The sequence below is a fragment of the Arthrobacter pigmenti genome (genome assembly GCF_011927905.1).
GTDB classification, from domain to species: Bacteria; Actinomycetota; Actinomycetes; order Actinomycetales; family Micrococcaceae; genus Arthrobacter_D; species Arthrobacter_D pigmenti.
On the sequence record NZ_JAATJL010000001.1, the window covers coordinates 3,611,057 to 3,635,920 of the forward strand.

A 24,864-nucleotide genomic window follows, 5' to 3' on the forward strand; every position below is an offset into this window, starting at 1 on the left:
GGAAAGGCAGGCACCATGAGTGAGCAGCCACAGGAGAACGTGAACCCCAACAAGGGAGACGGAGCTACGTCGGACCCGAACTGGCACGGTGACGCCGGGGACCAGGGGAATGACCTGCGCTTCGCCGAGGAGCAGCAGCTCATCAACAGCCAGGCCCAGAACGCTGATCCCGAAGCGGGAGGGGCGTCAGGCACTACCGGTGGGTACACCGGCGCGCAGACTGCCAATTCCGACGGCGGCTACACCGAAGGCCAGGACGCCCCGACGGAAGGTGAGTACACAGACGCCGACGGCGTTTCCGACAATGACGCCGAGGTGGAAGGCGAGTACACCGACGTCGACTCCGTGCCGTCCCTGCAGGATGGCGCAGCGGATGAAAGCGATCGTCGCTAGCGCTCCGTTGAACTGCTGAACATTCCCACTGATGGTCCGGTTGCCCTCCCAGGCACCCGGACCATCAGTGCGCCGGGGACTACCTCGACACTGAGGGAAGTCACGTCGCCGGAAGTGTCGCCGTCGAGCTGGGTGCCGGTCGCCTCGGAAACTTTCACGTCCACCCGCTTTACCTGGTGGTAGGTGATCACGGGAATCGGGCCCGGGTGCCGGAACACGATCTTCGCCGCAACCCAGAGCCAACCGAGGATGCTGCGGGGGCTGGTGATGATGACGTCGAGGAAGCCGTCGTCAATTGTTCCGTCCGGTACGAACGTGATCCCACCGGGCAGTTTCCCGCAGTTGGCGAAGAGCACGCTGTGGACCTTCCGGGTCTGCCACGCGCCGCCGTCGATGCTGATCGTCATCCGTTGACGCTTGCCCGGCAGGCTCCGCATGCCGGCCTCGCTGTACGCGAGCCAGCCGAGCTTCTTCTTCAGCGCGTCCCGGGTGGCCGCGACAACAATGGCGTCAAGGCCCACACCTCCCATGACCAGGAACGTGTGCTGGCCGTTTACGCCGGTGCGTTCGTTCCGCAGCTCGACCCGACCCATATCGATGCGCCGTCCCGCGCCGTGCAGCGCCTGGCGCACGCTGCGGGGAACGTCGTTCACCGCGATGCCGAGGTTGCGTGCCAGCAGGTTTCCGGTGCCGAGGGGAAGCAGGCCAAGGGAGGCGCTGCTATGGACCAGCGCCGGCGCGATGGCGCGGACGGTGCCGTCGCCGCCGGCGGCGAGGACGACGTCGTACCCTTCCTTCACCGCCTGGTGCGCCTGGGTGGTGCCCGGCTCGGCCACGGTGGTTTCAAGGACCAGCGGGGGGTCCCAGCCGGCGTCGGAGCAGGCCTGTTCGACCTGCTCGCGCGCGAGGCCCGCACCCAGCTTCACGGGGTTCAGGATGAGGGCAACGCGCTGCCGGTCTCCCGTTGTCTGAATGGATGCAGGGTTGATCTGCGGCGCTGGGAGGCGTTCGCGGCGCAGCTTACGTACCCCCCACCAGCTGAACGCTGACGCGGCTGCGGCTATGACGGCCAGGGCGGCGATGATCCACTCGAGGGGCATGATTTCACAAGAATATCCTTCCCGGCCCGGGTCCTTAGCGCGCAGCCCGAATTGGGTAGTCTTGGTGGGTGATCGACGTAAACGAACTTCGCGACAATCCTGAAAAGTTCCGCCTCTCGCAGCGCTCACGGGGCGCGGATGAGTCTCTTGTTGACGCGATCATGTCCGCGGACTCCAGGCGTCGTGAGGCGGTCACCAGCGCCGAGACCCTGAGAGCGGAGCAGAACGTGTATGGCAAGCGCGTTGCCAAGGCGCAGGGCGAGGAAAAGCAGTCGCTGCTGGCCGAGGTGAAGGAACTGGCTGCTTCCGTCAAGGCCGCTGCGGGTGAGGCGGAGGCTTCGAAGGCTGAATCTGAGGCCCTGCTGCGGCGGCTTCCGAACGCCATCCTGGACGGCGTGCCCGCCGGCGGTGAGGATGACTTCACTGTCGTCAAGACAGTTGGAGCCCCACGGGAGTTCGACTTTCAGCCGCGGGACCACCTCGAGATCGGCGAGCTGCTCGGCGCGATAGACATGGAGCGCGGCGCCAAGGTTTCCGGTTCACGGTTCTACTTCCTGAAGGGTGTTGGTGCCCGGCTTGAGCTTGCGTTGCTGAACATGGCAATGGATCAGGCCGTGGCAGCCGGTTTCACACCAATGATTACTCCTACCCTGGTGCGCCCAGAGACCATGCAGGGCACCGGTTTCGATGTCCAGCATGACGCCGAGATCTACCGGGTCGCCGAGGATGACCTTTACCTGACTGGCACCTCGGAGGTTGCCCTGGCCGGGTACCACTCGGACGAGATCGTGGACCTGAGTAATGGCCCGCTGCGTTACGCAGGCTGGTCATCGTGCTACCGGCGAGAGGCCGGATCCCACGGCAAGGACACCCGCGGAATCATCCGCGTCCACCAGTTCAACAAGGTGGAGATGTTCTCCTACACCACGGTGGAAGATTCCTATGCAGAGCATGAGCGGATGCTCGCCTGGGAGGAGGAGATGCTGGCCAAGGTCGAGCTGCCGTACCGGGTTATCGACACCGCGGCCGGGGATCTGGGGATGTCCGCTGCCCGGAAGTTCGACTGTGAGGCGTGGGTTCCCACCCAGAACGCCTACCGTGAACTGACCTCTACCTCAAACTGCACAAGCTTTCAGGCCCGGCGCCTGAACATCCGTGAGCGGGTGGCCGGTGCCAAGTCCACCCGGGCGGTGGCCACACTGAACGGCACACTCGCGACCACCCGCTGGCTCGTAGCAATCCTTGAGCACCACCAGAATCCCGACGGATCGGTGAATGTGCCCGCCGCGTTGCGTCCGTACCTGGGTGGGATGGACGTGCTCCCGGTGCTTTAGGGTCGTCTGCCGAGTTCTGCATCGGCGCGGATTGGTTCGGCGGGGGTTGGTGCTCGGCCTGCCCTGGCTTGACTCGGTTTCCTGACGCGTTTCGGCTCAAATGACGCGTTTCGGCCGATCGACCCTGTCGTTACGGTGTCCCTGGTCCGCAACGCGTCAAAAACGCCGTAGTGCGTTGCAGAAGTGAGGCTTGAACGACGACGACGGATTGCCGCCCGCCCGTTGTCCGCCGAAGCTCCGCGCTTACGCAGCCGGTCGCCACCGCCCGGGTGCTAAGCGACGGTAGGACTGCTGCAGTCCAGCCTGCATCAGCAGCGACCGCAGGCGCTCTGCATCATCGGCGTCTTCCCAGAGCCACCGAACCACCCGTTCTCCCTTTGCACGGATTTTGTCCTCGCGTATCTTCTCAGCCACCACCACACTGTGGGGCGCCGCGCCGCGCAGATACTCGTCACTTGCGTACTTGGCGCGGCCGTCGAATTCGCCGACCAGCCGAGCATGCTTCCAATAGAAGTCTGTCGTTGCAATGTGGCGTCCAGCGGAGTCGTGAAAGACCTGTTGCACCGTTGGCGCCGGGAAGCCGAGCTTATAGATAACTGCGCGGCTGAGGGATTCGCCTACTGAGCCGGAATTGTCGATGGTGAAGTCGAGCACGGCACTGCATCGCCGACTGAACGCCCCGGCCGGCAAGTTGTTGACCGCTCGTTGCAGCACCGATCTCGACACCCCGGAACGGCCGGAGCGCTCGCGATTGAGGCAGAAGTCCCAGGCGATCACCGCATTCTCGAACTCACCGTCGCCGGCGACGTCCAGCAGCGTGGTCAAGCGGTCAGTCAGAGTGATCCCGTCCAGCGTGATAAATCGCTGATGTTCACGGGACGACCGTCGGACCACGCCATAACGGCTCCTGCCGCCCCGGTCGGTATGGGAACAGACAAGCTGAGGGGGAGTCGACCGCTGGGGAATGCCGAGGAGGATTGCTGCGGATCCGTGGGAGAAGCGGGGTGAGTGAATGGCTGTCGTCGTTAGGGCGCGGGCGAGGAGCCTATGTTTGTCATCGGGTTGAAGCTCTCGCCAAGATGCGGTGGTGACATAGACTCCGCGGCGGACTCGGGTGAGTTTTCCGGCGTCGCGTTGCCTCCGCAACACCTTGCTGTCCTGACCGAGCTTCTCGAGGTCCGCACTTACCAGCAACCGAGGTAGATCCATGTTCTCGAGGATGAGGTATACGCTGCTCCGGCGCTCGGGATTGAGGGATCATGTGGATAAGGCGCACGAAATACACCGATTGTTGAGGAAAGGTGCGCCGCGCTCGATAGTGCTGCGGCCAGGCGCACGCGCGGCGGCGGTGCGGCCGGAAGGTGCCCCGTCGTCGTTCGAAGCACTACGGCTCAACTGACGCGTTTCGGCGCACCGACCCAGCCGTTACGGTGTCGCTGGTCCGTATAGCGTCCAACAAGCCGCAACGCATCGCAGGAAGACGTCGGCGAAGCTACGGAAACCGGGGCGCTAACGGGGCTGCTGATTCACGCCCATCGGCCCTTGGCCGTAACCTCACGTTGGCCAAGCTGTGACCTGTTCCCTACCTGCGCGTAGGCCACTTCTGGTTCACTTAGATGATGACAACTACATTTCACGCTGGCATCGATGACCAGCAGAAGACAACACGGAAGATGGTCGCACTCGACGTCGACGGAACGCTCGTTGACCACGAGGGACAAATGTCGGACGAGGTGCGCGCAGCCGCTGCCGCCGTCGTCGACGCCGGCCACGACGTAGTGATCGCCACCGGCCGTTCACTGGGTGCCACGCTTCCCATCATCGAAAAGATCGGCCTGACCAGGGGCCACGCTGTGTGCTCCAACGGCGGCGTTACCCTCCGCATCGACGTGGACGCGTTCGACGACGGCTACGAGATCGTCAACCGGGTGGTTTTCGATCCCAAACCGGCGCTCGTTGCACTCCGCAAGAGCCTGCCGACGGCCAAGTTCGCGCTCGAGGACGACCAGGGCAAATTCCTCTCCACCGAGCGCTTCCAGGACGCGAGCTTCGGTGCGGAAGCCGAGAGTGTCGACTTCGAGCGCATGCTTCGGGCCCGTGCCGTCCGCGTGGTGGTCTTCAGCACCGACAGCACCGCCGAGGAGTTCGGCAACGCCGTCGAAACCATCGGCCTGCACGGTGTCACCTACTCGGTGGGCTGGACGGCGTGGCTGGACATCGCGGCGTCGGGAGTCACCAAGGCAAGCGCGCTGGAGCTTGTCCGCAGGCGCCTCGACGTCGACCCTTCGCACACCGTCGCGATCGGCGACGGTCGCAACGATATCGAGATGCTGTCCTGGGCCGCGCGCGGCGTTGCCATGGGCCAGGCGCCGGATGAGGTTCAGGCCGCAGCGTCGGAGGTAACGGCGTCGGTGTACGACGACGGCGCCGCCAAGGTCCTGCGCTCACTCACCAAGCGCGGGTCCGAGGAGCGCTAGTACGCGAGCGCGGCCGGCGGCAGCGCCACCGGCCCGTACGCGAGATCGAGCAGCCGCGCTGCTGCCGGCCGCGTGGCCCACTCCTCGACCCAGTGTGATCGGATCACGGCCTTGCTCACCGCCTGCGTGGTGATGCCCAGCTCCTGCGCAATGAACTTCTGCTGACCGCGTGCGCCCGGCGTCAGCAGGTCCAGCACGTTCCATTCCGCTTCCGTGCGCGTGTACACGATCTGACCCAGCAGCCGCAGCACTGCTTCTGCTTCGGCCGCGATTTCGGAATCGGGTCCCTCGACTGCCAGGGGAATGCGCTCGCCGGTTTTCTGCGCGCGGTTCACCGCCCGCCGCGAGTACACGAGGCCATAACCCTCAGCGTCAACAATCCGCTCCGGCAGGGGCGTGTGCACTTCACCCACGCCGATGCCCACGTGCCAACGCCGGAACCGGATCGCCTTCAACGCCACGTCCACCGCGGCAACGGCGCTGTCCACAACGCCCTGAAGCTCATCGCCGACGGAGCGCTGAAAGGGCACGACGGCGTCAAGGAACCGAAACTCCCGCAGCAGCTCGGGCACGAGGTCACCCACCTCGCGGGAATCGCGCTGGTTGATGGTCACCACGAACAGCATGCCCCCAGTATGCCGGAGGGCAACGCCGAATCAACCGATTTACGTTGATTCGGAAGGGTCATCCACAACGGACTGCAGTGCAGCCCGCAGCGATGCCCCGGAAACCTCTGCGATGGTGAAGTCCACAGCGCCGTCTCTTTCAACAGCCGAGAGCGTCTTTACGGAGTCCGCACCGGTGTACACGGTGAGGTTGGTGAACGTGTCCGCACCGCCCGAAGCGCCGGTGTAAACCGTAACGGCACGGCTCTGCTCCAGCATCGGTGCACCGGACTTCTCGAACTCTTCGCGCGCAAGCACCACGGGTTCGCCGTCGCTAGTGGCGACCTGCTCCGGGTCGCCAAGCACAGCGAGCCGCTCGGCCAGGCGGGAAGCGGGGTAGACCACGAAGCCGTGGATGCCGCCGTCGTTCACTTCTTCTTCCAACACGATCTCGTCGTGAATGTAGGCAAAAAGCCAGTGCCGCCCGGCCTGGGACGTCCGCTGCCCGGTGACAATGCGGCTTGCCGTGCGGCGCAGGGTCATTATTCCGGTGACGGGTTCGGTGGCGTTGAGACGGGTGGGCTCGTTGTAGCCCTCCTCAACCACCGGAAACGCGATGCCCTTCGACATCAGGGACCGCAAGGCGACGGTGGCCGCGAGGTACTTCTGCTCTTCATGCTTCTCAAGGAACGGCAGTGCAACGAACTGGTCGCGCTCGATCCCATCCAGCGCCACGATCTCCTCGTCAGTGAGCGTGGGAAGGTCCTCGCTCTCCTCGAATGAGAGCGCCAGGACCTTGCGTGCGCTCTCCACATCGCGGGTGGTCCACTCGATTGGCTGCGCGGTCATGAGAACAGTCCTCCAATTGATCCGATCGGATCCTCAACGAAATCGCCGACACCTTCACTGACACTATCGGCCAGGTCCGTGGCACCTTCCCACGCGTCACCTGCGATGTTGGTAGCCCCGTCCCACGTGTCGCCCACGAAGTCCGTAGTTGCATCCCACGCGTTCGACGTCCATTCAGTGATGTTGTCCCAGTTGTCATAGACGTAATTGCCGAGGGCCCATGCACCCGCCGCCAGACCTGCCCCGACGACGACGGCGGCCCCCACCGGTCCCAGCGCTCCTGCGGCCAGGAGTAGGGTACCGCCCGAAGCGAACGCGCCGACGCCGCCGGCCACCCTGTCACCGACGCCCCGCCAGCCTTCGTGCTCGGGGTTGAAGACGTCGTGAATGCCGCCCACGATTCCAAGGGGCGCCAGCAGCGGACCGGCGAATCGCGACCATTTGGTGAACTTCGAGGTCTCGTCGAGGAACTCGGTCGCCAGCGAGATGTTCCGCATGTCCGTGATGTCGAGAATGCGGGAGTTCGCAATGAACTTCTGGATGTCGGAGAGTTTGAACATCTTGTTGATGTCCAGCCCGAAGCCGGCCACCTGCCCGAGGGCTTCCCAGATGCTGAAGTCCTCGTCCGTGTTACTCGCAGGTGTCCCTGGGAACCCCGGCGCTCCGGGTGATCCCCCGATGGCTCCCGACCCGGCGTCGCTGGCGGTCTCCTGCTGCCGCGCCTGCTCAAGGAGGTCGCGTGAGCCGCGATCGAGGGTGTTGGCCGCGAGCATGATGGCCATCTGGTGGCTGTCCCAGGAGGAGCGAAGGGACTCGGCGTCAGGGCCTGCCCATCCGGCGTTGTTGATGACGCCGACGGTCAGCGTGGACCGGATGCCACGCAGAGTCTCGGCCGATTGCGAGAAACGCTCCGCGAGCGATTCAAGCTCTTCGACGTTGGCGCCGAGTAATTCCGACATATGGGCCCTTTGGTGAGACTGCTGAGAACAGGTTTTGAACCTACCCAACACTCACCGCTCGGTGCCATGGGCAGCGCTCCCCATGGAGCCGCTATAAGTCAGCGGGTGCGGACGTCAGCCACCACGAAGCTGCGGAAGCGGGTCTTGTTCGCGCTGATTCCCAGTGAGCCGCTCAGCGGGCTCACCACCACGCCAAAGAGAATAAACGGCCAGAACAGTGCAAGCGCGAGCATCCGCCAGGCGCTCTGGAGCGGTCCCATCGGCTTGCCGTCCCGGTAGCGGAGATTGCGCACCCCGGCGGCCTTTGCGCCGAGCGTCCGCGAGAATCCCGCGACGAATCCGTAGCCGAGTGCGCTCAACGCGTATCCTCCGCCGAACGCGATCCCGGCGCCGGCGTCACTGGACAGTCCCGCTGCTCCGGAAATGATAGCGAGCACAAAGAAAAGCACCACAAACAGGACCAGAATCACCAGCACATCGAGTGCGTACTTGCCCACCCGCTGGCCGCTCGTCGCCTCAACGAACGGCCGGCCGTCGGCGAACTTCCCGTGACGCCACGGAGGAAGGGGCTTCTCTTGGGTGGACTGGCTCATGGTTCCCCTTCTGACTTCGCAGTACGACGACGGCGCGCACCCACCCGCGCGCCGTCGTACTGGTCTCTAGCGGCCCTGCGGCTCGTTGTCGGCGTTGTCAGCGTCAGTCTCAACCGAACGGCCCTGGGGCTCGTCCTCTTCGCTCGCTTCACCGAGGGCTTCGAAGCGCTTCAGGGACGCCTCCACTTCTGCCTCAGCGGCCTCCCGGCCGTCCCAGTCCGCAGCCTCAACCCATTTGCCCGGCTCAAGGTCCTTGTACTTGCGGAAGAAGTGCTCAATTTCGTCCAGCAGGTACTGCGAAACGTCCTTGATGTCCTGAATGTGATCGAAACGCGCGTCAACGGGGACGCAGAGCACCTTGGCGTCGCCGCCGCCGTCGTCGACCATGTTGAACACGCCGATGGGGCGGGACTCCACCAGGACGCCCGGGTGAAGGTCAAAGTCCTGCAGCAGCACCAGTGCGTCCAGCGGATCGCCGTCCTCGCCGAGCGTGTTCTCGAAGTAGCCGTAGTGCGTGGGGTACTGCATCGAAGTGAAGAGCACGCGGTCAAGGCGGAGGCGGTGGGTCTCGTGGTCGATCTCGTACTTGACGCGCGATCCCTTGGGGATCTCGATCGTGACGTCGAGCTTCATTGACATGGGAACTCCTGCTGTCAGGGAAAGGAACTGGATGGGCGCGTGAGAGATCGGACAAGATCCGGACACGGCCCGGTCTACTGTTAAAGATATAGGCCGGGCGTGTACATCACCGATTCCGTGACCGCGCTGTTCGCCCATACCCATTGCAAATGCCCCGAGAGGACTCCATTGAAGCGCAGCACGCGGGTGCTCACGGCGATGTTGCTCGTCGTGGTCCTTGGCGTTCTCGCGGTTCCCTTCGGCGTCCACTATGGGCCCCAGCTCGCAGAGGCGCTCCAGGAGCGTGCTCCGGAGCCCGAACCGAGTGTCCCGGCCATCCAGCAGGCTCCCGAGGAGGTCGCGGCGCCAACGCTCGTCAGCCGCCTCGATTCCGGCGCGCCGATGCCGGCGCCGGAAGTACTCGCGCCGCTGCTCAACGAGGCACTGCAGGTCCCGGGAGGCACACCGGTGACCGGCGTCGTCCTTGACGCGGCAACGGGTGAGTCCCTCTTCGATCAGGGCGGCGCCGAACTGCAGTTACCGGCGTCGAACATCAAACTGCTTACGGCCACCGCCGTGCTGGCCAGGATCGATCCGGACCGGCGCCTCACCACCTCAGTCCACCGCGCCGGCACAGGCAACGTGCTGGTGTTGAAGGCGGGCGGAGATGCCCTGTTGGGCTCGGGGGAGTCCAACCCGGAGGCCATCGTGGGGCGCGCGGGCCTTGCCACGCTTGCAGCCAGGACCGCCGAGGCACTCACGGGCGGCGGTCCCTATCAGCTGGTCCTCGACGACACCCTCTTCGTAGGACCGGTGTTGAACGCGAGCTGGCAGGAAGGCGACATCCAGGCCGGTGAGATTGCGCCCATCTACCCGCTCGCCATCAACTCCTCCTGGCTGGATGAGTCGAAGCAGGGCGGCGCGCGCGCAGACGATGCCGCCCTGGCGGCTGCTGCCTCCTTCCGGGAAGCACTGATCAGTGAAGGCATCGAGGTCGTCGAAGGTATTGAACGCCAGGCCGCCCCAGAGGAGGCAACGCTTGTTGCCGCGGTCGAATCCGCCACCGTCGAGGAACAGGTCGAGCACATGCTCCTCACCTCGGACAATTACCTCGCGGAGGTCCTGGCCAGGCTTGCCGCGGAGGCGAGCGGGCCGCCGGCGTCGTTCGGTGGTGGACTCGAAACGATCGCGGAGGTCATCAACGGTCTCGAACTGGAGACTGAGGGCATGGTGTTCGGGGACGCGTCAGGCCTCTCCCCACGCAACCGGGTCACGCCGCAGCAGCTCGCCGGCGTCGTGCGGATCCTGCTTCGCAGTGACAACCGCGCCCTGCGCCACGTGTTGCACGGGCTGCCGATAGCCAGCCTTTCGGGGACGCTGGCGGGCCGCTATAACGACGACGACGCCCCCACCTTCGCCGGCGCCGGCCTCGTGCGTGCCAAGACCGGGACGCTGAACGCCGTCACTGCCCTGAGCGGCTACGTGGTTTCGGCGGACGGGCGGCTGCTCGTGTTCTCCTTCATCGCCAGCGGGCTGGACGGTACAACCGCGCCGGCACGGGACGCCGTCGACGCCGCGGCCGCCGTCCTCGCAGGGTGCGGCTGCCGGTAGCCTGGGGGTTGCCATCGCCGCCCAATTCCGGCCAGCATTCCCGGCTGATTCCATGCAGGTTTGCCGTCTACGGACCTCTGAGGAGCGGCGTGTCTCGCCGCGACACGCACCTCATCCCCTCACACCTGCACGGAATCGTTCGAGGGCGCCCGCAAGCGACCTCCCAGACTAGTGTGGTCGAATGGTCAGCATGGACAGCAGCACTCCTATTCAGCTCGTCAACTGGGATCTGGCCGCCAGCAGCGCCGCGAAACTGGCCCCTCCCGGCCCAAAGCTAAGCCCAGGGGAGGTTGCCGCCGTCGTCGAAAATCTCCGTGAGCTCGCCGACCTCTCCGTTGAACATGTCCACCGAATCACCGGGCTTGAGGCCGCGCGGGACCTGCGGGACTCTGACCTGGTGATCGTGGACCGCGCATCCTGGGCGAAAGCCAACACGCAGAGCTTCAAGGTGCTCATGGCGCCGGCAATTGAGCATTTGATGCGCACCAAGGCCGAGCAGTTGAAGGCGGCAAACGCAGCACTCGGCGGCAGCATCACGGGCGCGCAGATGGGCGCGATCCTCGCGTTCCTCGCCAGCAAGGTGCTGGGGCAGTATGATCCGTTCGGACCCTCCGGCCAGGGCAAGGGCGGCCGCCTGATGCTGGTTGCGCCGAACATCGTCTCGGTGGAGCGCGAACTCAACGTTGTCCCGGCGGACTTCCGGCTCTGGGTGTGCCTCCACGAGCAGACCCACCGCGTCCAGTTCGCCGCCGCGCCGTGGCTGAAGGACCATATGCTCGAGCACATTTCCGAGCTCACCGTGGGTCTGGCCGGCAAGGCCGATACCCTCGCCGAACGGCTCAGCGGCGCACTGAAGTCCCTGCCGAACCGCGGCCAGCAAGACAAAGAAAAGCACGACGACGACGGCGTCCCCTCCTCCGACGGCGGCATCCTCTCGCTGCTCCAGGAGCCCGAGGACAAGGCCCGGCTGTCCCATCTCACCGCCGTCATGAGCCTGCTCGAGGGCCACGCGAACGTGGTCATGGACGCCGTGGACTCCAGCATTGTGCCGACAGTGAAGACGATCCGCCGCCGTTTCAACGCCCGCGGTAAAACCCGCGGCCCCGTGGAGAAGTTCATCCGCCGCCTGATGGGCCTGGATGCGAAGATGCGCCAGTACAGCGACGGCGCCAAGTTTGTCCGCGCGGTCGTGGACGCCGTCGGCATGGAGGGGTTCAACCACGTCTGGGAGCGGGCCGAGAACCTGCCCACCGAGAAGGAGATCCACGCACCGCAGGAGTGGGTTGCCCGGATGGGGCTGTGATCCGGCGGCCGCGCCTCAATCCGGTTGTCGGCACGGCACGAAACCTGGTGCGGGCAGCGCTGGATGAGGCGCAGGTCCCTCCCGGCTCGCTGATCCTGGTGGCCTGCAGCGGAGGCGCCGATTCACTCGCCGTCGCCGCGACCACGGCGCACCTCGCACGGAGCGGGCAGTACCGGGTGGGCGCCGTCGTCGTCGATCACGGACTGCAGCCTGACAGCGCGGAAGTGGCCGAAGCCGCGCGCGGTCAACTGACGGAACTCGGCCTCGAACCGGTCGAAGTGCGGCGGGTGGAGGTGCCCAGCAGGGGGATGGGCCCGGAAGCCGCGGCCCGGACAGCCCGCTACGCCGCGCTCGACGCAGCCGTGGAAGACCACGCAGCCGGCGCCGTCCTGCTCGGTCACACCCTCGATGACCAGGCGGAACAGGTGCTCCTCGGACTCTCGCGCGGATCGGGAACGCGCTCGCTGAGCGGCATGCCGGCGCGCAGGGGCGTCTACCTCCGTCCCTTCCTGGGCCTCCGGCGGTCCGACACCGAGGAGATCTGCCGATTCAGCGGGCTCGCCCCGTGGCACGATCCAACGAACGCCGACCCGTCCCTCACCCGCTCCCGCGTCCGCACCCAGGTGCTGCCCTACCTTGAGGACGCGCTCGGCCCCGGCATTGTGGAAGCCCTCCACCGCACCTCACGCATCCTCGCGCAGGACGCCGCCTACCTCGACGAACTCGCTTACGCCGAGTACACACGGCTAAGGACAACGCACGACGACGGCAGCCTCCTTTTGGGCGAGGATGCCCTGCGCGCCCTGCCGCCTGCGCTGCGCCAACGCGTGCTGGCGCTCGCCGTCGTCGAACTCGGTGGAGTGCAGCCCAGTTTCGAGCGGCTGCTCGCCGCGGAGAACCTGCTGCGCAGGAAGGGATCGGCTGGCCCGGTGCAGCTGGGCGGCAAGGTCAGCGCCCATCGCCAGGTGCGTGGACCCCGGGTTCCCCACGGTGACGCCAGCTATGGCAGTCTTGTCCTTAGGAAAAACCACCCCAAGCCGTCCTGAACGGCGCGGGCAAAAACCTCAATCCGGGAGTAATTGGTGGATTCACACGACGTCCAGGCGGACCTCAAGCACGTTCTCTACACCAAGGAAGAGATTCAGCAGCGGGTCCAGGAACTGGCCGCCGAGATTGACCGGGACTACGCAGACAGGGACGTCCTTATTGTCGGAGTCCTGAAGGGCGCCGTCATGGTGATGGCGGACCTCGCGCGCGCCATGCATTCCCACGTCACGATGGACTGGATGGCGGTATCCTCCTATGGCTCCGGCACGCAGTCCTCGGGTGTGGTGCGGATCCTGAAGGACCTGGAGACGGATCTCATGGGCAAGCACGTACTCATTGTCGAGGACATCATCGACTCCGGCCTGACCCTCTCCTGGCTCAAGGCAAACCTGCTCTCCCGGGGGCCTGCGTCCGTTGAGATCTGCACCCTGTTGCGCAAGCCGGAAGCGGCGAAGGTCACCATCGATGTGAAGTACGTCGGCTATGACATCCCCAACGAGTTCGTGGTGGGCTATGGCCTTGACTTCGCGGAGAAGTACCGCAACCTGGACTTCATCGGAACCCTCGCCCCGCACGTCTACGAGTAGCCGGTTCAGGGGCTGGGGCGCCCATCCGCTACGCCCAGAGGGAACTTTCCTTTGCGCATGTGCGTGGATTCTGCAGACGATGTAAAGCTGGTACTTGTTCGAGCGCACTGCACTGGAGACCAGCTATACGGACCAGCGCTATTTGGTTGATGAAGCAGGAGGGACAGGGCATCCAGCCCTGAGTTGAATGAAATTCAAGAACATTTTCAGAGGACCCATTTTCTGGATAGTGCTGGCTGTTGTCGCACTCCTGGTGATCCTGCCCTCCGTCTTCAACAACAGCGGTTCGCGCGTGGATACCAAAGTGGGTCTGGAGCTCCTCGCGAATGACCAGGTGGAGCAGGCCAAGATTGTCGACGGCGAGAACCGGGTGGATCTCACGCTCCGTGAGGACTACGAGGAGCTCGGGCAGAGCGTTTACTTCCTCTTCAGTAACAACCGCGGGGAACTCGTTGTCGAGGCGATCAACTCCTCCGACGTGGACGGCTTCACGGACCAGCCCATCGAGAACAACTGGTTCACCAGTATCCTCGGGCTGATCCTGCCCATCCTCATCCTGGGCGCCATCTTCTGGTTCCTGCTCAGCCGGATGCAGGGCGGCGGCTCCAAGGTCATGCAGTTCGGCAAGTCCAAGGCCAAGCTGATCAGCAAGGACATGCCGCAGGTCACCTTCAATGACGTCGCAGGCGCCGATGAAGCGGTGGAAGAACTCCACGAGATCAAGGAGTTCCTGCAGGAGCCCGCCAAGTTCCAGGCCCTGGGCGCCAAGATCCCCAAGGGCGTGCTGCTTTACGGCCCTCCCGGTACCGGTAAAACCCTGCTCGCGCGCGCCGTTGCCGGTGAAGCGGGCGTGCCGTTCTATTCAATCTCCGGCTCGGACTTCGTCGAAATGTTCGTCGGTGTGGGTGCCTCGCGTGTCCGCGACCTGTTCGAGCAGGCCAAGTCCAACGCTCCGGCCATCATCTTCGTGGACGAGATTGACGCCGTCGGACGCCACCGTGGTGCCGGCGTCGGCGGCGGCAATGACGAGCGTGAACAGACGCTGAACCAGCTCCTGGTGGAGATGGACGGCTTTGACGCCAACACCAACGTCATCCTCATCGCTGCAACCAACCGGCCTGACGTCCTGGACCCGGCACTGCTCCGTCCGGGCCGCTTCGACCGGCAGATCGGCGTCGAGGCCCCGGATATGGGTGGCCGGATGCGCATCCTCCAGGTTCACGCGAAGGGCAAGCCGATGGCCCCCGGCGTGGATCTGCGCTCCGTGGCGAAGAAGACGCCGGGCTTCACCGGTGCGGATCTCGCCAACGTCCTCAATGAGGCAGCTCTGTTGACCGCACGGTCCAACGCGCAGCTCATCGACGACCGCGCCCTCGATGAGGCGATCGACCGCGTCATCGCGGGCCCGCAGAAGCGCAGCCGCGTGATGAAGGAACTCGAGCGGAAGATCACGGCGTACCACGAGGGCGGCCACGCCCTGGTGGCGGCAGCTCTCCGCAACACCGATCCCGTCACCAAGGTCACCATCCTGCCGCGCGGGCGTGCCCTGGGGTACACCATGGTGCTGCCGGCGGATGACAAGTATTCGATCACGCGCAATGAACTGCTCGACCAGCTTGCGTACGCCATGGGCGGCCGCGTGGCCGAGGAAATCGTCTTCCACGACCCGTCCACGGGGGCTTCCAACGACATCGAGAAGGCAACCTCCACGGCGCGCAAGATGGTCACCCAGTACGGCATGAGCGAACGCATCGGCTCGGTGAAGCTGGGCCAGGGCGGCGGTGAGCCGTTCCTCGGACGCGACATGGGCCATGAGCGCAACTACTCGGACCACATCGCCTACATCGTTGACGAGGAAGTCCGCCGCCTCATCGACAACGCCCATGACGAGGCCTACGCAATCCTCACGGAGAACCGCGACGTCCTCGATCGGCTGGCGCTGGAACTGCTGGAGCGCGAAACCTTGAACCAGGCGGAGATCGCAGAGGTCTTCGAGGACATCCGGAAGCGGGACGCCCGTCACGTCTGGCTTTCCAAGGACAGCCGGCCCGTGCATTCGCTGCCTCCCGTGGTTACTCCGAAGGAACGCGCCGAGGCAGAAGCCTCCGGTGAGCCGGATCCGGACAGCGTTTCACCCCAGGACCAGATCGCCGATGCAAACCTGCCACGGGACTTCGACGTTCAGGGTGACGGACTGCCGGAACCGGAGACAGAATCGGATGACAAGGGCGGCGCGACGGGAACCAACCGTTCCGACTAGGCGGGTCGAACCCCGTAACCACTGGGGGACGGCCGTAGGGGCCGGGTTAGGATGCTTTGCGTGACCGATTTTGACGATGAGATGGTAAATGCTGCCCTGGCGGCCACCGGCTCCAAGGTAGACAAGCCCCGAATCGAGCGGGCGGTCAGGGAAATCCTGGCCGCAATCGGCGAAGATCCTGACCGGGACGGGCTCCAGGACACCCCCAAACGGGTTGCGAAAGCGTACGCCGAATTCTTCGCCGGCCTCCACCAGGATCCAAAGGATGTCCTCTCGATCACGTTCGATCTGGACCATGAGGAACTGGTGCTGGTCAAGGACATTCCGTTCTACTCAACCTGCGAGCATCATCTCGTCCCATTTCACGGCACGGCGCACATCGGGTACATTCCCTCTGAAGAAGGGAAGATCACCGGCCTCAGCAAACTGGCGCGGCTGGTTGAGATTTACGCACGTCGTCCACAGGTGCAGGAGCGCCTGACCACGCAGATCGTCGACGCGCTGATGGAGCACCTGCAACCCAAGGGCGCCATTGTGGTTATCGAATGCGAACACCTGTGCATGTCGATGCGGGGCATCCGCAAGCCTGGAGCGAAAACCGTCACCTCGGCGGTGCGCGGCCAGGTGCGCGACGCCGCCACACGCGCCGAGGCCATGAGCCTGATACTCGGAAGATAGGACACCGCACTATATGGATTCACTCGCAGCAGCCCCAGGAACCGGACCAGCAACGTCGCCCCTGCCCGTCCTGAGGCCAACCCGGGTCCGCAAGTCCTTCGCGGACCTGCCAACCAACCGGACGCTCGTGATGGGAATCCTCAACGTCACTCCGGACTCCTTCAGCGACGGCGGCAGGTTCGCCACCGCTGACGACGCCATTGCCGAGGGCCTCCGCATGCACTACGCCGGAGCGGACATTGTTGACGTGGGCGGTGAATCCACGCGGCCCAACGCACAGCAGACCACCGTGGAGGAGGAGCAGCAGCGCATCCTCCCTGTCGTTGCCGCGCTGGTGAAGGCCGGCGCCCTGGTCAGCGTTGACACCATGCACGCCGCTACGGCGGCCAAGGCGATCGACGCCGGTGCGGCCATCGTCAACGACGTGTCCGGCCTCGACTTCGATCCGGAGATGCCGTCGCTCATCGCGGAGCGCGGTGTCCCCTACGTCCTCATGCACAGCCGTGGCAACGCGCAGACCATGGACTCGCTCACCGATTACGACGACGTCGTGGAGGACGTCATCGCCGAGCTCATGAGTGTGCGGGACAAGTTCTATGAAGCGGGTGTCTCCGCCGAGCAGATCATCCTCGATCCGGGAATCGGTTTCGCCAAGAAGGGGGACCATAACTGGGAACTGCTGCGCTCGCTGGAGCGCTTCGAGGTGCTCGGTCACCGGATCCTGGTGGGAGCATCCCGCAAAAGCTTCCTCGGCACCCTGCTCAGCACCGCGGGCAAGGCTGCCGCACCCGCCGAGCGGAATTCCGCGACCATTGCCGTGTCCACCCTGGCGGCGGCCGGCGGCGCCTGGTGCGTCCGCGTGCACGACGTCGGCCCCAACCTGGACGCCGTCAAGGTTGCCGCTTCCTGGACCAAGTAGGCGCACAATGACAACAGTTTCGAGTCCGCCCACGCGGCAGGACACCATCACGCTCACGGGGATCACCGCCGTCGGGCATCACGGGGTTTTCGAGCACGAGCGGCGCGACGGGCAACCGTTCATCGTGGATGTCGTGCTTCACCTCGACCTGCGCCCGGCAGGAATCTCGGATGACCTCACCCGGACCGCACACTACGGTGAACTGGCGGAGCAGGTCCGTGATCTCATCACCGGCGAACCGCTCAACCTCATCGAAGCCCTCGCTGAGCGCATCGCCGGGCACGTGCTGGAATCCTTCGCCGTTGACGCGGTCGAGGTGACGGTACACAAGCCCAAGGCACCCATCGAGGTGCCGTTTGGAGACGTCACCGTTTCCATCTTCCGGGAACGCGCGTGAGCGGCACGGTGCGCTCAGTCCTCGCGCTGGGCAGCAACCTCGGGGAGAGCAATGACACGCTCTCACTGGCTGTGGCGGATATCGTCGACTCACCGCATGTCCGGCTGCGCGAGGTCTCTCCCGTAGTGCTGTCCAAGGCCGTGGGCGGTCCTGAGCAGCCCGACTACCTGAACATGGTCATCGAAATCGAGACCGACCTGGGTCCGTACGAACTCCTGGAACACTGCCAGGCCGTGGAAAACAAGCATCACCGCGTGCGGACGGTCCGCTGGGGGCCACGTACCCTGGACATCGACATCGTCACCTACGGGAACCTGGTCTCCGACGATGAGCGGCTCACCCTTCCGCATCCCCGGGCTGCTGAACGGGCGTTTGTGCTGCAGCCGTGGGCGTGGATGGATTCCTCGGCCAGGCTGGCGGGACGGCCGGTCACGGAACTGGCTGAGCAGGCAGATGATCTCTCCGGCCTCGCGCCGTTCGAGGGCGTCTAGCATGTAGCGCCCCCAGGGCTCGCTTCGCTCACGCCGGGTCCCTCGCGCTACGCTTAGGCTGTGGGCTCAATCAGGTTCGGCTGGCTGGTATTCATAGCCCTGGTGGCCGGTGCCGCGGGGTGGCTGGTCAATTGGGGGGCTACCCGTAACGGTTTCCCTACGCCGTCGCTGCCGCTCAGTTCCCTCCTCACCATCGCAGCCGTCATCGCGGTGACGCTGATATTTGGACTGCGCGTCCGTCGCTGGCGCAACGGGAACTCCAAGCGCAGGCTGGATCCGCTTCTCGCCGCCCGCACCGTGGTCCTCGCGCAGGCCACGGCTTACGCAGGGGCCCTCAGTGCCGGCTGGCACGCGGGCATCCTTGCCGATCAGCTCACCTGGGTGAGCCTCACGGGCAATTTCGGACCCATTTGGGGGAGCGTCGCGCTGATTGCAGCCGGTATTGCGATGATTGTGGTTGGTCTGATGGTGGAAAGCTTCTGCAAGCTTCCGCCGGATGATGACGCCGGGGCGGATGAGTCCCGGGAAAGCGGCGAGGGGGAGTATGCGTAGGGAAGAACCAATAGACCCAACCGGGATCGAGTGGACACAGGTGTCACCGAAGTACCTGAAAGTCCAGCTTGTTGGGTGGGCGATCAGCAGCGTGTTCTACCTGCTGATCCTGTCCGTGCCCCTTGTGCTGATGCTGACAGGGGTCTGGGAGGGATTCCCCGCCTGGCTGGCTTGGCTGCTGCCCGCCGCCGTCGTCGTTCTCGCGGTGTGGCGCGGACTGCTGCTTCCGCGGCAGGTTCGCGCGATCGGCTATGCCGAACGCAACGAGGATCTGCTGATCCGGCGCGGAATTTTTTTCCAGCGCACCATGGTGGTCCCGTATGGCCGCATGCAGTACGTCGACGTCGGCGTGGGGCCGATCGAGCGGGCGCTGGGGTTGTGCACCGTCAAACTGCACACCGCCTCACCGGGTACCAACGCGGAGATTCCGGGCCTGCCAACAAGCGAGGGGGCCCGGCTCCGCGAGCAACTCTCCGCGCGCGGTGAGGCGAAGCTGGCGGGACTGTGAGCGCCGTTCAACCGGATCCGGAGCTGCTTGCCACATCTGCGGACGAGTGGAAGCGCGTCCACATCGTCTCGCCCCTGGTGCGTGGCTGGATTGCCATCGCCGCGCTGCTCTTCTTCGGCGGAAGGGACTGGTTCGAAGGGATCCTGACCGGGGACGGTCCGGACTTCAACGGGAACACGATTGGACTGGTGTGGGCTGTTGCGATCGTCGTGGGGGTCGCACTTCTAATTGCGGCGGGCTTCTTCCTGTCCTGGTACTTCACCCGCTATCAGGTCACCGAAGATCATGTCCGCGTAAACTCCGGGGTGATCTTCCGGCAGAACCGCCAGGCGCGGCTGGACCGGGTGCAGGCCATCGACGTAGTACAGCCGTTCCTTGCCCGTCTCTTTGGTCTCGCGGAGCTGAAGTTCGACGTCGCCGACGCCGGTGAGTCAGCGGTTCGGCTGTCGTTCCTCAAACTGGGAGAGGCGCAGAAGCTGCGCGCAACGATCCTCGCGCGGGCGGCCGGCGTCACTGTGGACCCCGACCATCCGGACGAAATCCAGGAGGCCCCCGAGCGGGAGGTCCTGGCGTTGACGCCTGCACGGGTAATCGGCGCGGCGGTGCTGTCCGGCAGCACCATCGTGGTCGTGATCGGTGGGGTCGCCGTCATTGCGTCAGCGATCATCTTCGAGTCTGGAGCGTTGCTTGCCGCGATCCTTCCGCTCGCCATCGGCGTGATCAGTGCCTACTGGAATGCGCTCAACACCGGGTTCAATTTCCGCGCTGCCATCTCCCCGGACGGTATCCGAATCCGCTACGGGCTGCTCGATACGCGGACCCAGACCGTGCCGCCCGGACGGGTCCAGGCCGTTGGCGTGGTGCAGTCCCCCCTCTGGCGGTTGAAGGGCTGGTACAAAGTCACGGTGAACGTGGCCGGCTACGGCGCGTCCGCCAGCGGGGAAGCGCAGGCCCGGGCAACCCTCCTACCGGTCGGCACCCGGGACGAGGTGCTGCAGATCCTTGCGCTCGTCCTCCCGGACCCGGGTACGGAACACCCTGTCGAGGTGTTCACAGCCGGTCTCGCCGGCCGGGATTCTGATGGCGGCTTCGTCACCACTCCGCGCGGCGCCCGGCCCGTCGCGCCGCTGGCCTGGCGGCGCAACGGCGTTGCAGTGACCCACACTGCAATCCTGGCGCGCTCCGGCGCGTGGTGGCGGCAGCTCGCCGTCGTACCCCACGAGCGCACGCAATCCCTTGCGCTACATCAGGGACCGCTTGCCCGCCGGTTCAAGGTTGCCGACCTCGTCTTCCATACGACGCCGGGGCCCGTGTCCCCACGCGTGCGGCAGATCGAAACCGCGCAGGCGTGGACGCTGTTCCAGGAGCAGGCCGTCCGCGCCGCTGAGGCCCGCAGGCGCAGCGGGCCGGAACAATGGATGCGGCCCTCTGACCAGCCGACCGCCGACGCACCGGAAGCACCGGACGAGCCCCGACCTGCAGCTGACCCTGCAGTCATGCCGGAACCCCCGTCTTACCAGGAAGGCCCGCAGAAGCAGTGAGTACTCCCGAGGCACTGCCGTCCCGCGAAGGACGGCGGAAACCCGGCCGGCTCGGTGTCGGCGTCATCGGTGCGGGCAGGGTAGGTGCAGTGCTGGGGGCTGCCTTGCGTGCCGCGGAGCACGCCGTCGTCGGTGTTTCGGCTGTGTCCGAGGCAAGCAGGGAGCGTGCCGAGAACCTCCTGCCGGGGGTGCCGATACTGCCCATTCCGGAGATCGTCGAGCGCGCGGAGCTGGTTCTTGTAGCAGTGCCCGACGACGCCTTGCCGGAACTCGTATCGGGTCTCGCGGCCGTGGGCGCCTGGCAGCCCGGACAGTTGGTAGCGCACACCTCCGGCCGGTTCGGAACCGGCGTGCTTGAACCGGCGCGCGGACTCGGCGCCATTCCGCTCGCGTTGCACCCGGCCATGACGTTCACCGGACTGAGCCTGGACCTGACCCGGTTGCCGGACTGCTCGTTTGGAGTCACCGCCCCGGCAGCGGTTCTGCCGGTCGCGCAGGCACTGGTGGTCGAGATGGGGGCGGAGCCGGTTGTCGTCGAAGAAGAGGACAGGGTTCTCTATCACGCGGCGCTCGCGCACGCATCGAACCACCTGGTAACCCTCGCAGCGCAGTCCACACAGCTACTCGCGGCCATCGGGATCGAACGGCCCGACAGGCTTCTTGGCCCGCTCATGCGCGCATCACTGGAGAACGCGCTCGCTGCCGGCGAGGGCGCCCTCACCGGACCGGTTGCACGCGGGGACTCAGGCACGGTCAAGGCGCACTCCGCTGCCCTGGCCTCGGCTCCCGAGGACGTGCGTCGTGCCTACCTGGAACTCGCGGCCGTCACCGCGGTGCGCGGGGTGAAACGCGGTCTCCTGACACCCGACCAGGGCCTGGCCATCACGCGCGCACTTCAGCAATCCGGAGAGGACGATCAATGAGTCCACGCGTCATCACCACCGCGGCGGAGCTGCGCGCAGCAACGGTCAAACTCCTGTCGGCAGCCGGACCGGGGCCAGTGAGCCTGGGTCTGGTACCGACCATGGGTGCACTCCACGAGGGCCACGCGGCCCTCGCGCGGGCTGCCCGGGAGGAGAACGACGTCGTTGTTGCCACCATCTTCGTGAATCCGCTGCAGTTCGGGGATCCACGGGACCTTGACCGCTACCCCCGGACACTCGATGCCGACGTCGAACTGTTGGGCCGGCAGGGTGTCGACCTCGTGTTCGCGCCGAGCCAGGATGAGGTCTATCCCGACGGCGAACCTCTTGTACGGCTGTCCGCCGGCGGGCTCGGCGAGAAGTTCGAAGGCGAGTTCCGGCCAGGGCACTTTGACGGCATGCTCACCGTCGTGGCGAAGCTCCTGCACCTGGCGTGGCCCGCCGCTGACGCCGGCTACCGCGCCTACTTCGGCCAAAAGGATGCCCAGCAGCTGGTACTGATCCGCCGCATGGCGCGGGACCTTAACTTCGCCGTCGAAATCCGAGCGGTGACCACCGTCCGCACGGCGGAAGGGCTCGCCCGCTCCAGCCGTAACCGGTTCCTGAGCGATGAAGAGGCTGATGCGGCCCTCGTCCTTTCGCGCGCTCTCCGGCTGCTGGAGGAGCGCGCAAGGCGATGTAAACCGCTTGACCTGGATTCCGCCGTCGCACTCGTCCACAGCCAACCTCTGGTTGCGCTCGAATACTTCGAGGTGGTGGACCCGCTGACCCTGGAGCCGCTGGCCTTCAACTGCCGGGAGACCCCGTTTACGGAGGACGGCCTGGCGCTGATCGCCGCGAGAGTTGGCAGTGTGCGGCTGATCGACAACCAGCCACTGAAAGCGGAGCCCTCCAAGGGCCAGACTGACGGGCAAAGCTGAACCGGTAACCTTAGATACCGTGACCACTGAGCCAAGCCTTACCACCGAAGAATTCAACGAGCAGATGCGAATCCGCATGGAAAAGCGCGCGCGACTGCTGGAGCGCGGGGAAGACGCCTACCAGGTGCTGCCCGAGCGGAGTTCTTCACTCGGCGAAATCCGGAAACGCTTCGCGGACCTGGAGGCCGGCGACTCCACCGGTGAAAACGTCAGCGTGGTTGGTCGCGTGGTCTTTCTCCGAAACACCGGCAAGCTGTGCTTCGCAACGCTGCAGGAGGGTGACGGCACCCGCCTTCAGGCGATGTTGAGCCTCGCCGCGGTAGGCGAAGAGTCTCTGGCGGACTGGAAGACCACCGTAGATCTGGGTGACCATGTCCAGGTAAGCGGGGAAGTGATCAGTTCGCGCCGCGGCGAACTCTCCGTGATGGCCGTATCCTGGAAGATGGCTTCGAAGGCGCTACGCCCCCTTCCCACCCTGCATGCCGGTGTGAATGAGGAGACCCGCGTCCGGCAGCGGTATGTGGACCTCATGGTGCGCGAGGAAGCACGCGAAATGGTTCGCACCCGGGCGGCGATCACCCGCAGCATCCGTGAGACGCTCCACTCGCACCAGTACGTCGAGGTTGAAACGCCTATTCTGCAGTTGGTTCACGGCGGTGCGGCGGCCCGCCCTTTTGAAACCCACGTAAATGCCTTTGACCAGAAGATGACACTGCGCATCGCGTTGGAACTCTATTTGAAGCGCGCAGTGGTTGGCGGAATTGACCGTGTGTATGAGATTGGACGCATTTTCCGGAACGAGGGTGTGGACTCGACACACAGCCCGGAATTCACGATGCTCGAGTGCTACGAGGCTTATGCCGACCAGTTCGTAATGGCGGAGCGCATGAAGGAGATCATTCTGAATTGCGCTGACCTTCTTGGGTCGAGGCAGCTCGAAAGCGCCGAAGGAACGATCGACCTCGACGGAGAATGGCGTTGGCTCGGTGTTTATCCAGGGCTTTCGGAATCAGTCGGGCAGGAAATAACCCCAGAGACCGACAAAGCCACGCTGTTGGCCCTTGCCAAGGAACGGGAAATCTCGGTCGATCAGAACTGGGATGAGGAGAAGCTGGTTCTGGAGCTTTTCAGCGAAATTGTTGAGCCAACCCTTCTGCAGCCCACATTCGTTTACGATTATCCGCCTTCGGCTCAGCCTCTGGCGCGGCCGCATCGTGGTAACCCGCGGCTCATTGAGGCTTGGGATCTCATCATCGGCGGTATGGAACGCGGGACCGCATTTTCGGAGCTCATTGATCCGGTGATCCAGCGGGAGCGCCTGGTTGAACAGTCCCGCCGCGCCGCGGCCGGTGATGATGAAGCCATGCAGCTTGATGAGGACTTCTTGCGCGCCCTTGAATATGGTGCCCCGCCAATGGGAGGGATTGGCCTCGGAATCGATCGTTTAGTGATGTTATTCACTTCGGCTGGTATCCGTGAAACCATCCTATTCCCGCTACTCAAGCCGGAACTGGGTTAATTCATGGAGTATTTGGCCGTTCTCCTGCCCTCCCTCGCGGTAGGCGCTATCTTCTACTTTGTGATGCGGGCGATCTTCAACGCCGATAGGGCTGAGCGCGAAGCAGAGGCCGCCGAACGTACTGCACGGGACAATTCGCCTGCACAATCACCTTCGGAGACTGTCGCAGATGTCGAAGACGGGGACACACCCCGCTAACCCCATTTATGCCCGCCCTTTGACGCAGGCATTCCAGCGGTTCATAATTACTCTGGAATCAGCATTTCGTCTGGCACGGGCATTACATCTGACATGGGAGAAAATCGTGGCTCAAAAAGTCAAAATCATTCTTATTGACGACCTTGACGGCGGCGAGGCAGATGAGACCGTGAGGTTTGGTCTGGACGGCGTGCAGTATGAAATGGACCTTTCCTCGGCCCACGCAAAGGATCTTCGCGATGCGCTGGCGCCCTACGTGTCCGCGGCACGCCGTGAGAGCCAGTCAAAGCCGCGACAGAGCGCTCCGGCACGGAACCAGGAGGCGGCGCAGATCCGCGAATGGGCGAAGTCGAACGGGTACAACGTCTCCTCGCGGGGCCGGGTGAATTCGGAGATCATCGAGGCGTACCGCGCCGCCCAGCGGTAACGGCCTTCACCACACTGCTTTTCCGCAGAGTGTTCCGCCGCGCCGTTTGCACTCG

Annotated in this window: 27 protein-coding genes; 20 read left to right on the plus strand and 7 right to left on the minus strand. The window is 64.8% G+C overall.

All coding sequences use genetic code 11. The annotated features are described in order from the left end of the window. Positions 1-15 precede the first annotated feature (15 nt). On the plus strand, positions 16-393 hold the full coding sequence (locus tag BJ994_RS17065; RefSeq protein ID WP_167995604.1) for a hypothetical protein: 378 nt from the start codon (positions 16-18) through the stop codon (positions 391-393). On the opposite strand, the gene BJ994_RS17070 is transcribed toward BJ994_RS17065, so the two are convergent. Next, the gene (locus tag BJ994_RS17070; RefSeq protein ID WP_167995605.1) at positions 390-1,493 is read right to left on the minus strand and encodes a diacylglycerol/lipid kinase family protein; all 1,104 of its coding nucleotides are present in this window, start codon (positions 1,491-1,493) and stop codon (positions 390-392) included. The genes BJ994_RS17065 and BJ994_RS17070 overlap by 4 nt on opposite strands. Positions 1,494-1,561: 68 nt before the next feature. Between BJ994_RS17070 and serS the strand changes: the two genes are divergently transcribed. After that, positions 1,562-2,827 carry a serine--tRNA ligase gene (gene serS, locus BJ994_RS17075; protein ID WP_167995606.1) on the plus strand — a complete coding sequence of 422 codons (1,266 nt, stop codon included), beginning with the start codon at positions 1,562-1,564 and terminating at the stop codon, positions 2,825-2,827. Between the two features lie 243 nt (positions 2,828-3,070). On the opposite strand, the gene BJ994_RS18275 is transcribed toward serS, so the two are convergent. Beyond that, entirely contained in the window at positions 3,071-3,652 is a 582-nt protein-coding gene (locus BJ994_RS18275; protein WP_245192317.1) for a hypothetical protein, read from the minus strand. 794 nt (positions 3,653-4,446) lie between these two features. Here BJ994_RS18275 and BJ994_RS17085 point away from each other — a divergent pair. Next, positions 4,447-5,304 carry an HAD family hydrolase gene (locus BJ994_RS17085; protein WP_167995608.1) on the plus strand — a complete coding sequence of 286 codons (858 nt, stop codon included), beginning with the start codon at positions 4,447-4,449 and terminating at the stop codon, positions 5,302-5,304. Here the strand turns inward: BJ994_RS17085 and BJ994_RS17090 are convergent. The 5 genes from BJ994_RS17090 to BJ994_RS17110 all read right to left on the minus strand — a co-directional run bounded on the left by BJ994_RS17090 (position 5,301) and on the right by BJ994_RS17110 (position 8,943). Beyond that, positions 5,301-5,927 (minus strand): hypothetical protein, encoded by a 627-nt coding sequence (locus tag BJ994_RS17090; protein WP_167996081.1) that lies wholly within the window; start codon positions 5,925-5,927, stop codon positions 5,301-5,303. The two genes, BJ994_RS17085 and BJ994_RS17090, sit on opposite strands and share 4 nt — an antisense overlap. A 42-nt stretch (positions 5,928-5,969) precedes the next feature. Further along, entirely contained in the window at positions 5,970-6,758 is a 789-nt protein-coding gene (locus BJ994_RS17095) for a hypothetical protein (RefSeq protein WP_167995609.1), read from the minus strand. Next, positions 6,755-7,717: a hypothetical protein gene (locus BJ994_RS17100; protein WP_167995610.1), complete on the minus strand. Its 963-nt coding sequence runs from the start codon at positions 7,715-7,717 to the stop codon at positions 6,755-6,757. The genes BJ994_RS17095 and BJ994_RS17100 overlap by 4 nt, the downstream gene beginning before the upstream one ends. A gap of 98 nt (positions 7,718-7,815) precedes the next feature. Then, positions 7,816-8,310 (minus strand): RDD family protein, encoded by a 495-nt coding sequence (locus tag BJ994_RS17105; RefSeq protein WP_167995611.1) that lies wholly within the window; start codon positions 8,308-8,310, stop codon positions 7,816-7,818. A 66-nt stretch (positions 8,311-8,376) separates the two neighbouring features. After that, positions 8,377-8,943, minus strand: a complete 567-nt coding sequence (locus tag BJ994_RS17110; protein ID WP_167996082.1) for an inorganic diphosphatase — start codon at positions 8,941-8,943, stop codon at positions 8,377-8,379. A gap of 174 nt (positions 8,944-9,117) precedes the next feature. On the opposite strand from BJ994_RS17110, the gene dacB reads away from it, so the two are divergent. From dacB to BJ994_RS17195, 17 genes are all read left to right on the plus strand, one after another. Further along, positions 9,118-10,539 (plus strand): D-alanyl-D-alanine carboxypeptidase/D-alanyl-D-alanine endopeptidase, encoded by a 1,422-nt coding sequence (dacB, locus tag BJ994_RS17115; RefSeq protein WP_167995612.1) that lies wholly within the window; start codon positions 9,118-9,120, stop codon positions 10,537-10,539. A 190-nt stretch (positions 10,540-10,729) separates the two neighbouring features. Further along, entirely contained in the window at positions 10,730-11,842 is a 1,113-nt protein-coding gene (locus BJ994_RS17120; protein WP_245192318.1) for a zinc-dependent metalloprotease, read from the plus strand. Beyond that, complete coding sequence (gene tilS, locus BJ994_RS17125; RefSeq protein WP_342450417.1) at positions 11,839-12,888, plus strand: tRNA lysidine(34) synthetase TilS; 1,050 nt, start codon at positions 11,839-11,841, stop codon at positions 12,886-12,888. The genes BJ994_RS17120 and tilS overlap by 4 nt, the downstream gene beginning before the upstream one ends. A gap of 36 nt (positions 12,889-12,924) precedes the next feature. Then, entirely contained in the window at positions 12,925-13,476 is a 552-nt protein-coding gene (gene hpt / locus BJ994_RS17130; RefSeq protein ID WP_167995614.1) for a hypoxanthine phosphoribosyltransferase, read from the plus strand. Positions 13,477-13,663: 187 nt separating this feature from the next. Further along, positions 13,664-15,736, plus strand: coding sequence for an ATP-dependent zinc metalloprotease FtsH (ftsH, locus tag BJ994_RS17135; RefSeq protein ID WP_167995615.1), 2,073 nt, complete (start codon positions 13,664-13,666; stop codon positions 15,734-15,736). A gap of 60 nt (positions 15,737-15,796) precedes the next feature. After that, complete coding sequence (folE, locus tag BJ994_RS17140) at positions 15,797-16,414, plus strand: GTP cyclohydrolase I FolE (RefSeq protein ID WP_342450418.1); 618 nt, start codon at positions 15,797-15,799, stop codon at positions 16,412-16,414. 13 nt (positions 16,415-16,427) lie between these two features. Then, entirely contained in the window at positions 16,428-17,333 is a 906-nt protein-coding gene (gene folP / locus BJ994_RS17145) for a dihydropteroate synthase (protein ID WP_167995617.1), read from the plus strand. Between the two features lie 7 nt (positions 17,334-17,340). After that, positions 17,341-17,730: a dihydroneopterin aldolase gene (gene folB / locus BJ994_RS17150; protein WP_167995618.1), complete on the plus strand. Its 390-nt coding sequence runs from the start codon at positions 17,341-17,343 to the stop codon at positions 17,728-17,730. Next, entirely contained in the window at positions 17,727-18,221 is a 495-nt protein-coding gene (folK, locus tag BJ994_RS17155; protein WP_167995619.1) for a 2-amino-4-hydroxy-6-hydroxymethyldihydropteridine diphosphokinase, read from the plus strand. Before folB ends, folK begins: the two co-directional genes overlap by 4 nt. 60 nt (positions 18,222-18,281) lie before the next feature. Then, a complete protein-coding gene (locus BJ994_RS17160) occupies positions 18,282-18,773 on the plus strand; it encodes a DUF3180 family protein (protein ID WP_167995620.1) in 492 nt (163 codons plus the stop codon). Continuing rightward, positions 18,766-19,281 (plus strand): PH domain-containing protein, encoded by a 516-nt coding sequence (locus BJ994_RS17165; RefSeq protein ID WP_167995621.1) that lies wholly within the window; start codon positions 18,766-18,768, stop codon positions 19,279-19,281. The genes BJ994_RS17160 and BJ994_RS17165 overlap by 8 nt, the downstream gene beginning before the upstream one ends. After that, positions 19,278-20,822, plus strand: a complete 1,545-nt coding sequence (locus BJ994_RS17170) for a PH domain-containing protein (protein ID WP_167995622.1) — start codon at positions 19,278-19,280, stop codon at positions 20,820-20,822. Before BJ994_RS17165 ends, BJ994_RS17170 begins: the two co-directional genes overlap by 4 nt. Continuing rightward, on the plus strand, positions 20,819-21,745 hold the full coding sequence (locus BJ994_RS17175) for a Rossmann-like and DUF2520 domain-containing protein (RefSeq protein ID WP_342450419.1): 927 nt from the start codon (positions 20,819-20,821) through the stop codon (positions 21,743-21,745). Before BJ994_RS17170 ends, BJ994_RS17175 begins: the two co-directional genes overlap by 4 nt. Continuing rightward, entirely contained in the window at positions 21,742-22,665 is a 924-nt protein-coding gene (gene panC, locus BJ994_RS17180; RefSeq protein WP_167995623.1) for a pantoate--beta-alanine ligase, read from the plus strand. The genes BJ994_RS17175 and panC overlap by 4 nt, the downstream gene beginning before the upstream one ends. Before the next feature lie 64 nt (positions 22,666-22,729). Next, a complete protein-coding gene (gene lysS / locus BJ994_RS17185) occupies positions 22,730-24,184 on the plus strand; it encodes a lysine--tRNA ligase (RefSeq protein ID WP_167996085.1) in 1,455 nt (484 codons plus the stop codon). A gap of 3 nt (positions 24,185-24,187) precedes the next feature. Then, entirely contained in the window at positions 24,188-24,382 is a 195-nt protein-coding gene (locus BJ994_RS17190; RefSeq protein WP_167995624.1) for a hypothetical protein, read from the plus strand. 106 nt (positions 24,383-24,488) lie between these two features. Further along, positions 24,489-24,809, plus strand: coding sequence for an Lsr2 dimerization domain-containing protein (locus tag BJ994_RS17195; protein ID WP_167995625.1), 321 nt, complete (start codon positions 24,489-24,491; stop codon positions 24,807-24,809). Positions 24,810-24,864 lie beyond the last annotated feature (55 nt).

Coding starts and splice junctions, on each gene's coding strand:
- BJ994_RS17065 (WP_167995604.1), top strand. CDS start 16: ATGAGTGAGCAGCCACAGGAGAACGTGAACCCCAACAAGGGAGACGGA.
- BJ994_RS17070 (WP_167995605.1), bottom strand. CDS start 1,493: ATGCCCCTCGAGTGGATCATCGCCGCCCTGGCCGTCATAGCCGCAGCC.
- BJ994_RS17085 (WP_167995608.1), top strand. CDS start 4,447: ATGACAACTACATTTCACGCTGGCATCGATGACCAGCAGAAGACAACA.
- BJ994_RS17095 (WP_167995609.1), bottom strand. CDS start 6,758: ATGACCGCGCAGCCAATCGAGTGGACCACCCGCGATGTGGAGAGCGCA.
- BJ994_RS17100 (WP_167995610.1), bottom strand. CDS start 7,717: ATGTCGGAATTACTCGGCGCCAACGTCGAAGAGCTTGAATCGCTCGCG.
- BJ994_RS17105 (WP_167995611.1), bottom strand. CDS start 8,310: ATGAGCCAGTCCACCCAAGAGAAGCCCCTTCCTCCGTGGCGTCACGGG.
- BJ994_RS17110 (WP_167996082.1), bottom strand. CDS start 8,943: ATGAAGCTCGACGTCACGATCGAGATCCCCAAGGGATCGCGCGTCAAG.
- BJ994_RS17120 (WP_245192318.1), top strand. CDS start 10,730: ATGGACAGCAGCACTCCTATTCAGCTCGTCAACTGGGATCTGGCCGCC.
- ftsH (WP_167995615.1), top strand. CDS start 13,664: ATGAAATTCAAGAACATTTTCAGAGGACCCATTTTCTGGATAGTGCTG.
- folP (WP_167995617.1), top strand. CDS start 16,428: ATGGATTCACTCGCAGCAGCCCCAGGAACCGGACCAGCAACGTCGCCC.
- folB (WP_167995618.1), top strand. CDS start 17,341: ATGACAACAGTTTCGAGTCCGCCCACGCGGCAGGACACCATCACGCTC.
- BJ994_RS17165 (WP_167995621.1), top strand. CDS start 18,766: ATGCGTAGGGAAGAACCAATAGACCCAACCGGGATCGAGTGGACACAG.
- panC (WP_167995623.1), top strand. CDS start 21,742: ATGAGTCCACGCGTCATCACCACCGCGGCGGAGCTGCGCGCAGCAACG.
- lysS (WP_167996085.1), top strand. CDS start 22,730: ATGCGAATCCGCATGGAAAAGCGCGCGCGACTGCTGGAGCGCGGGGAA.
- BJ994_RS17190 (WP_167995624.1), top strand. CDS start 24,188: ATGGAGTATTTGGCCGTTCTCCTGCCCTCCCTCGCGGTAGGCGCTATC.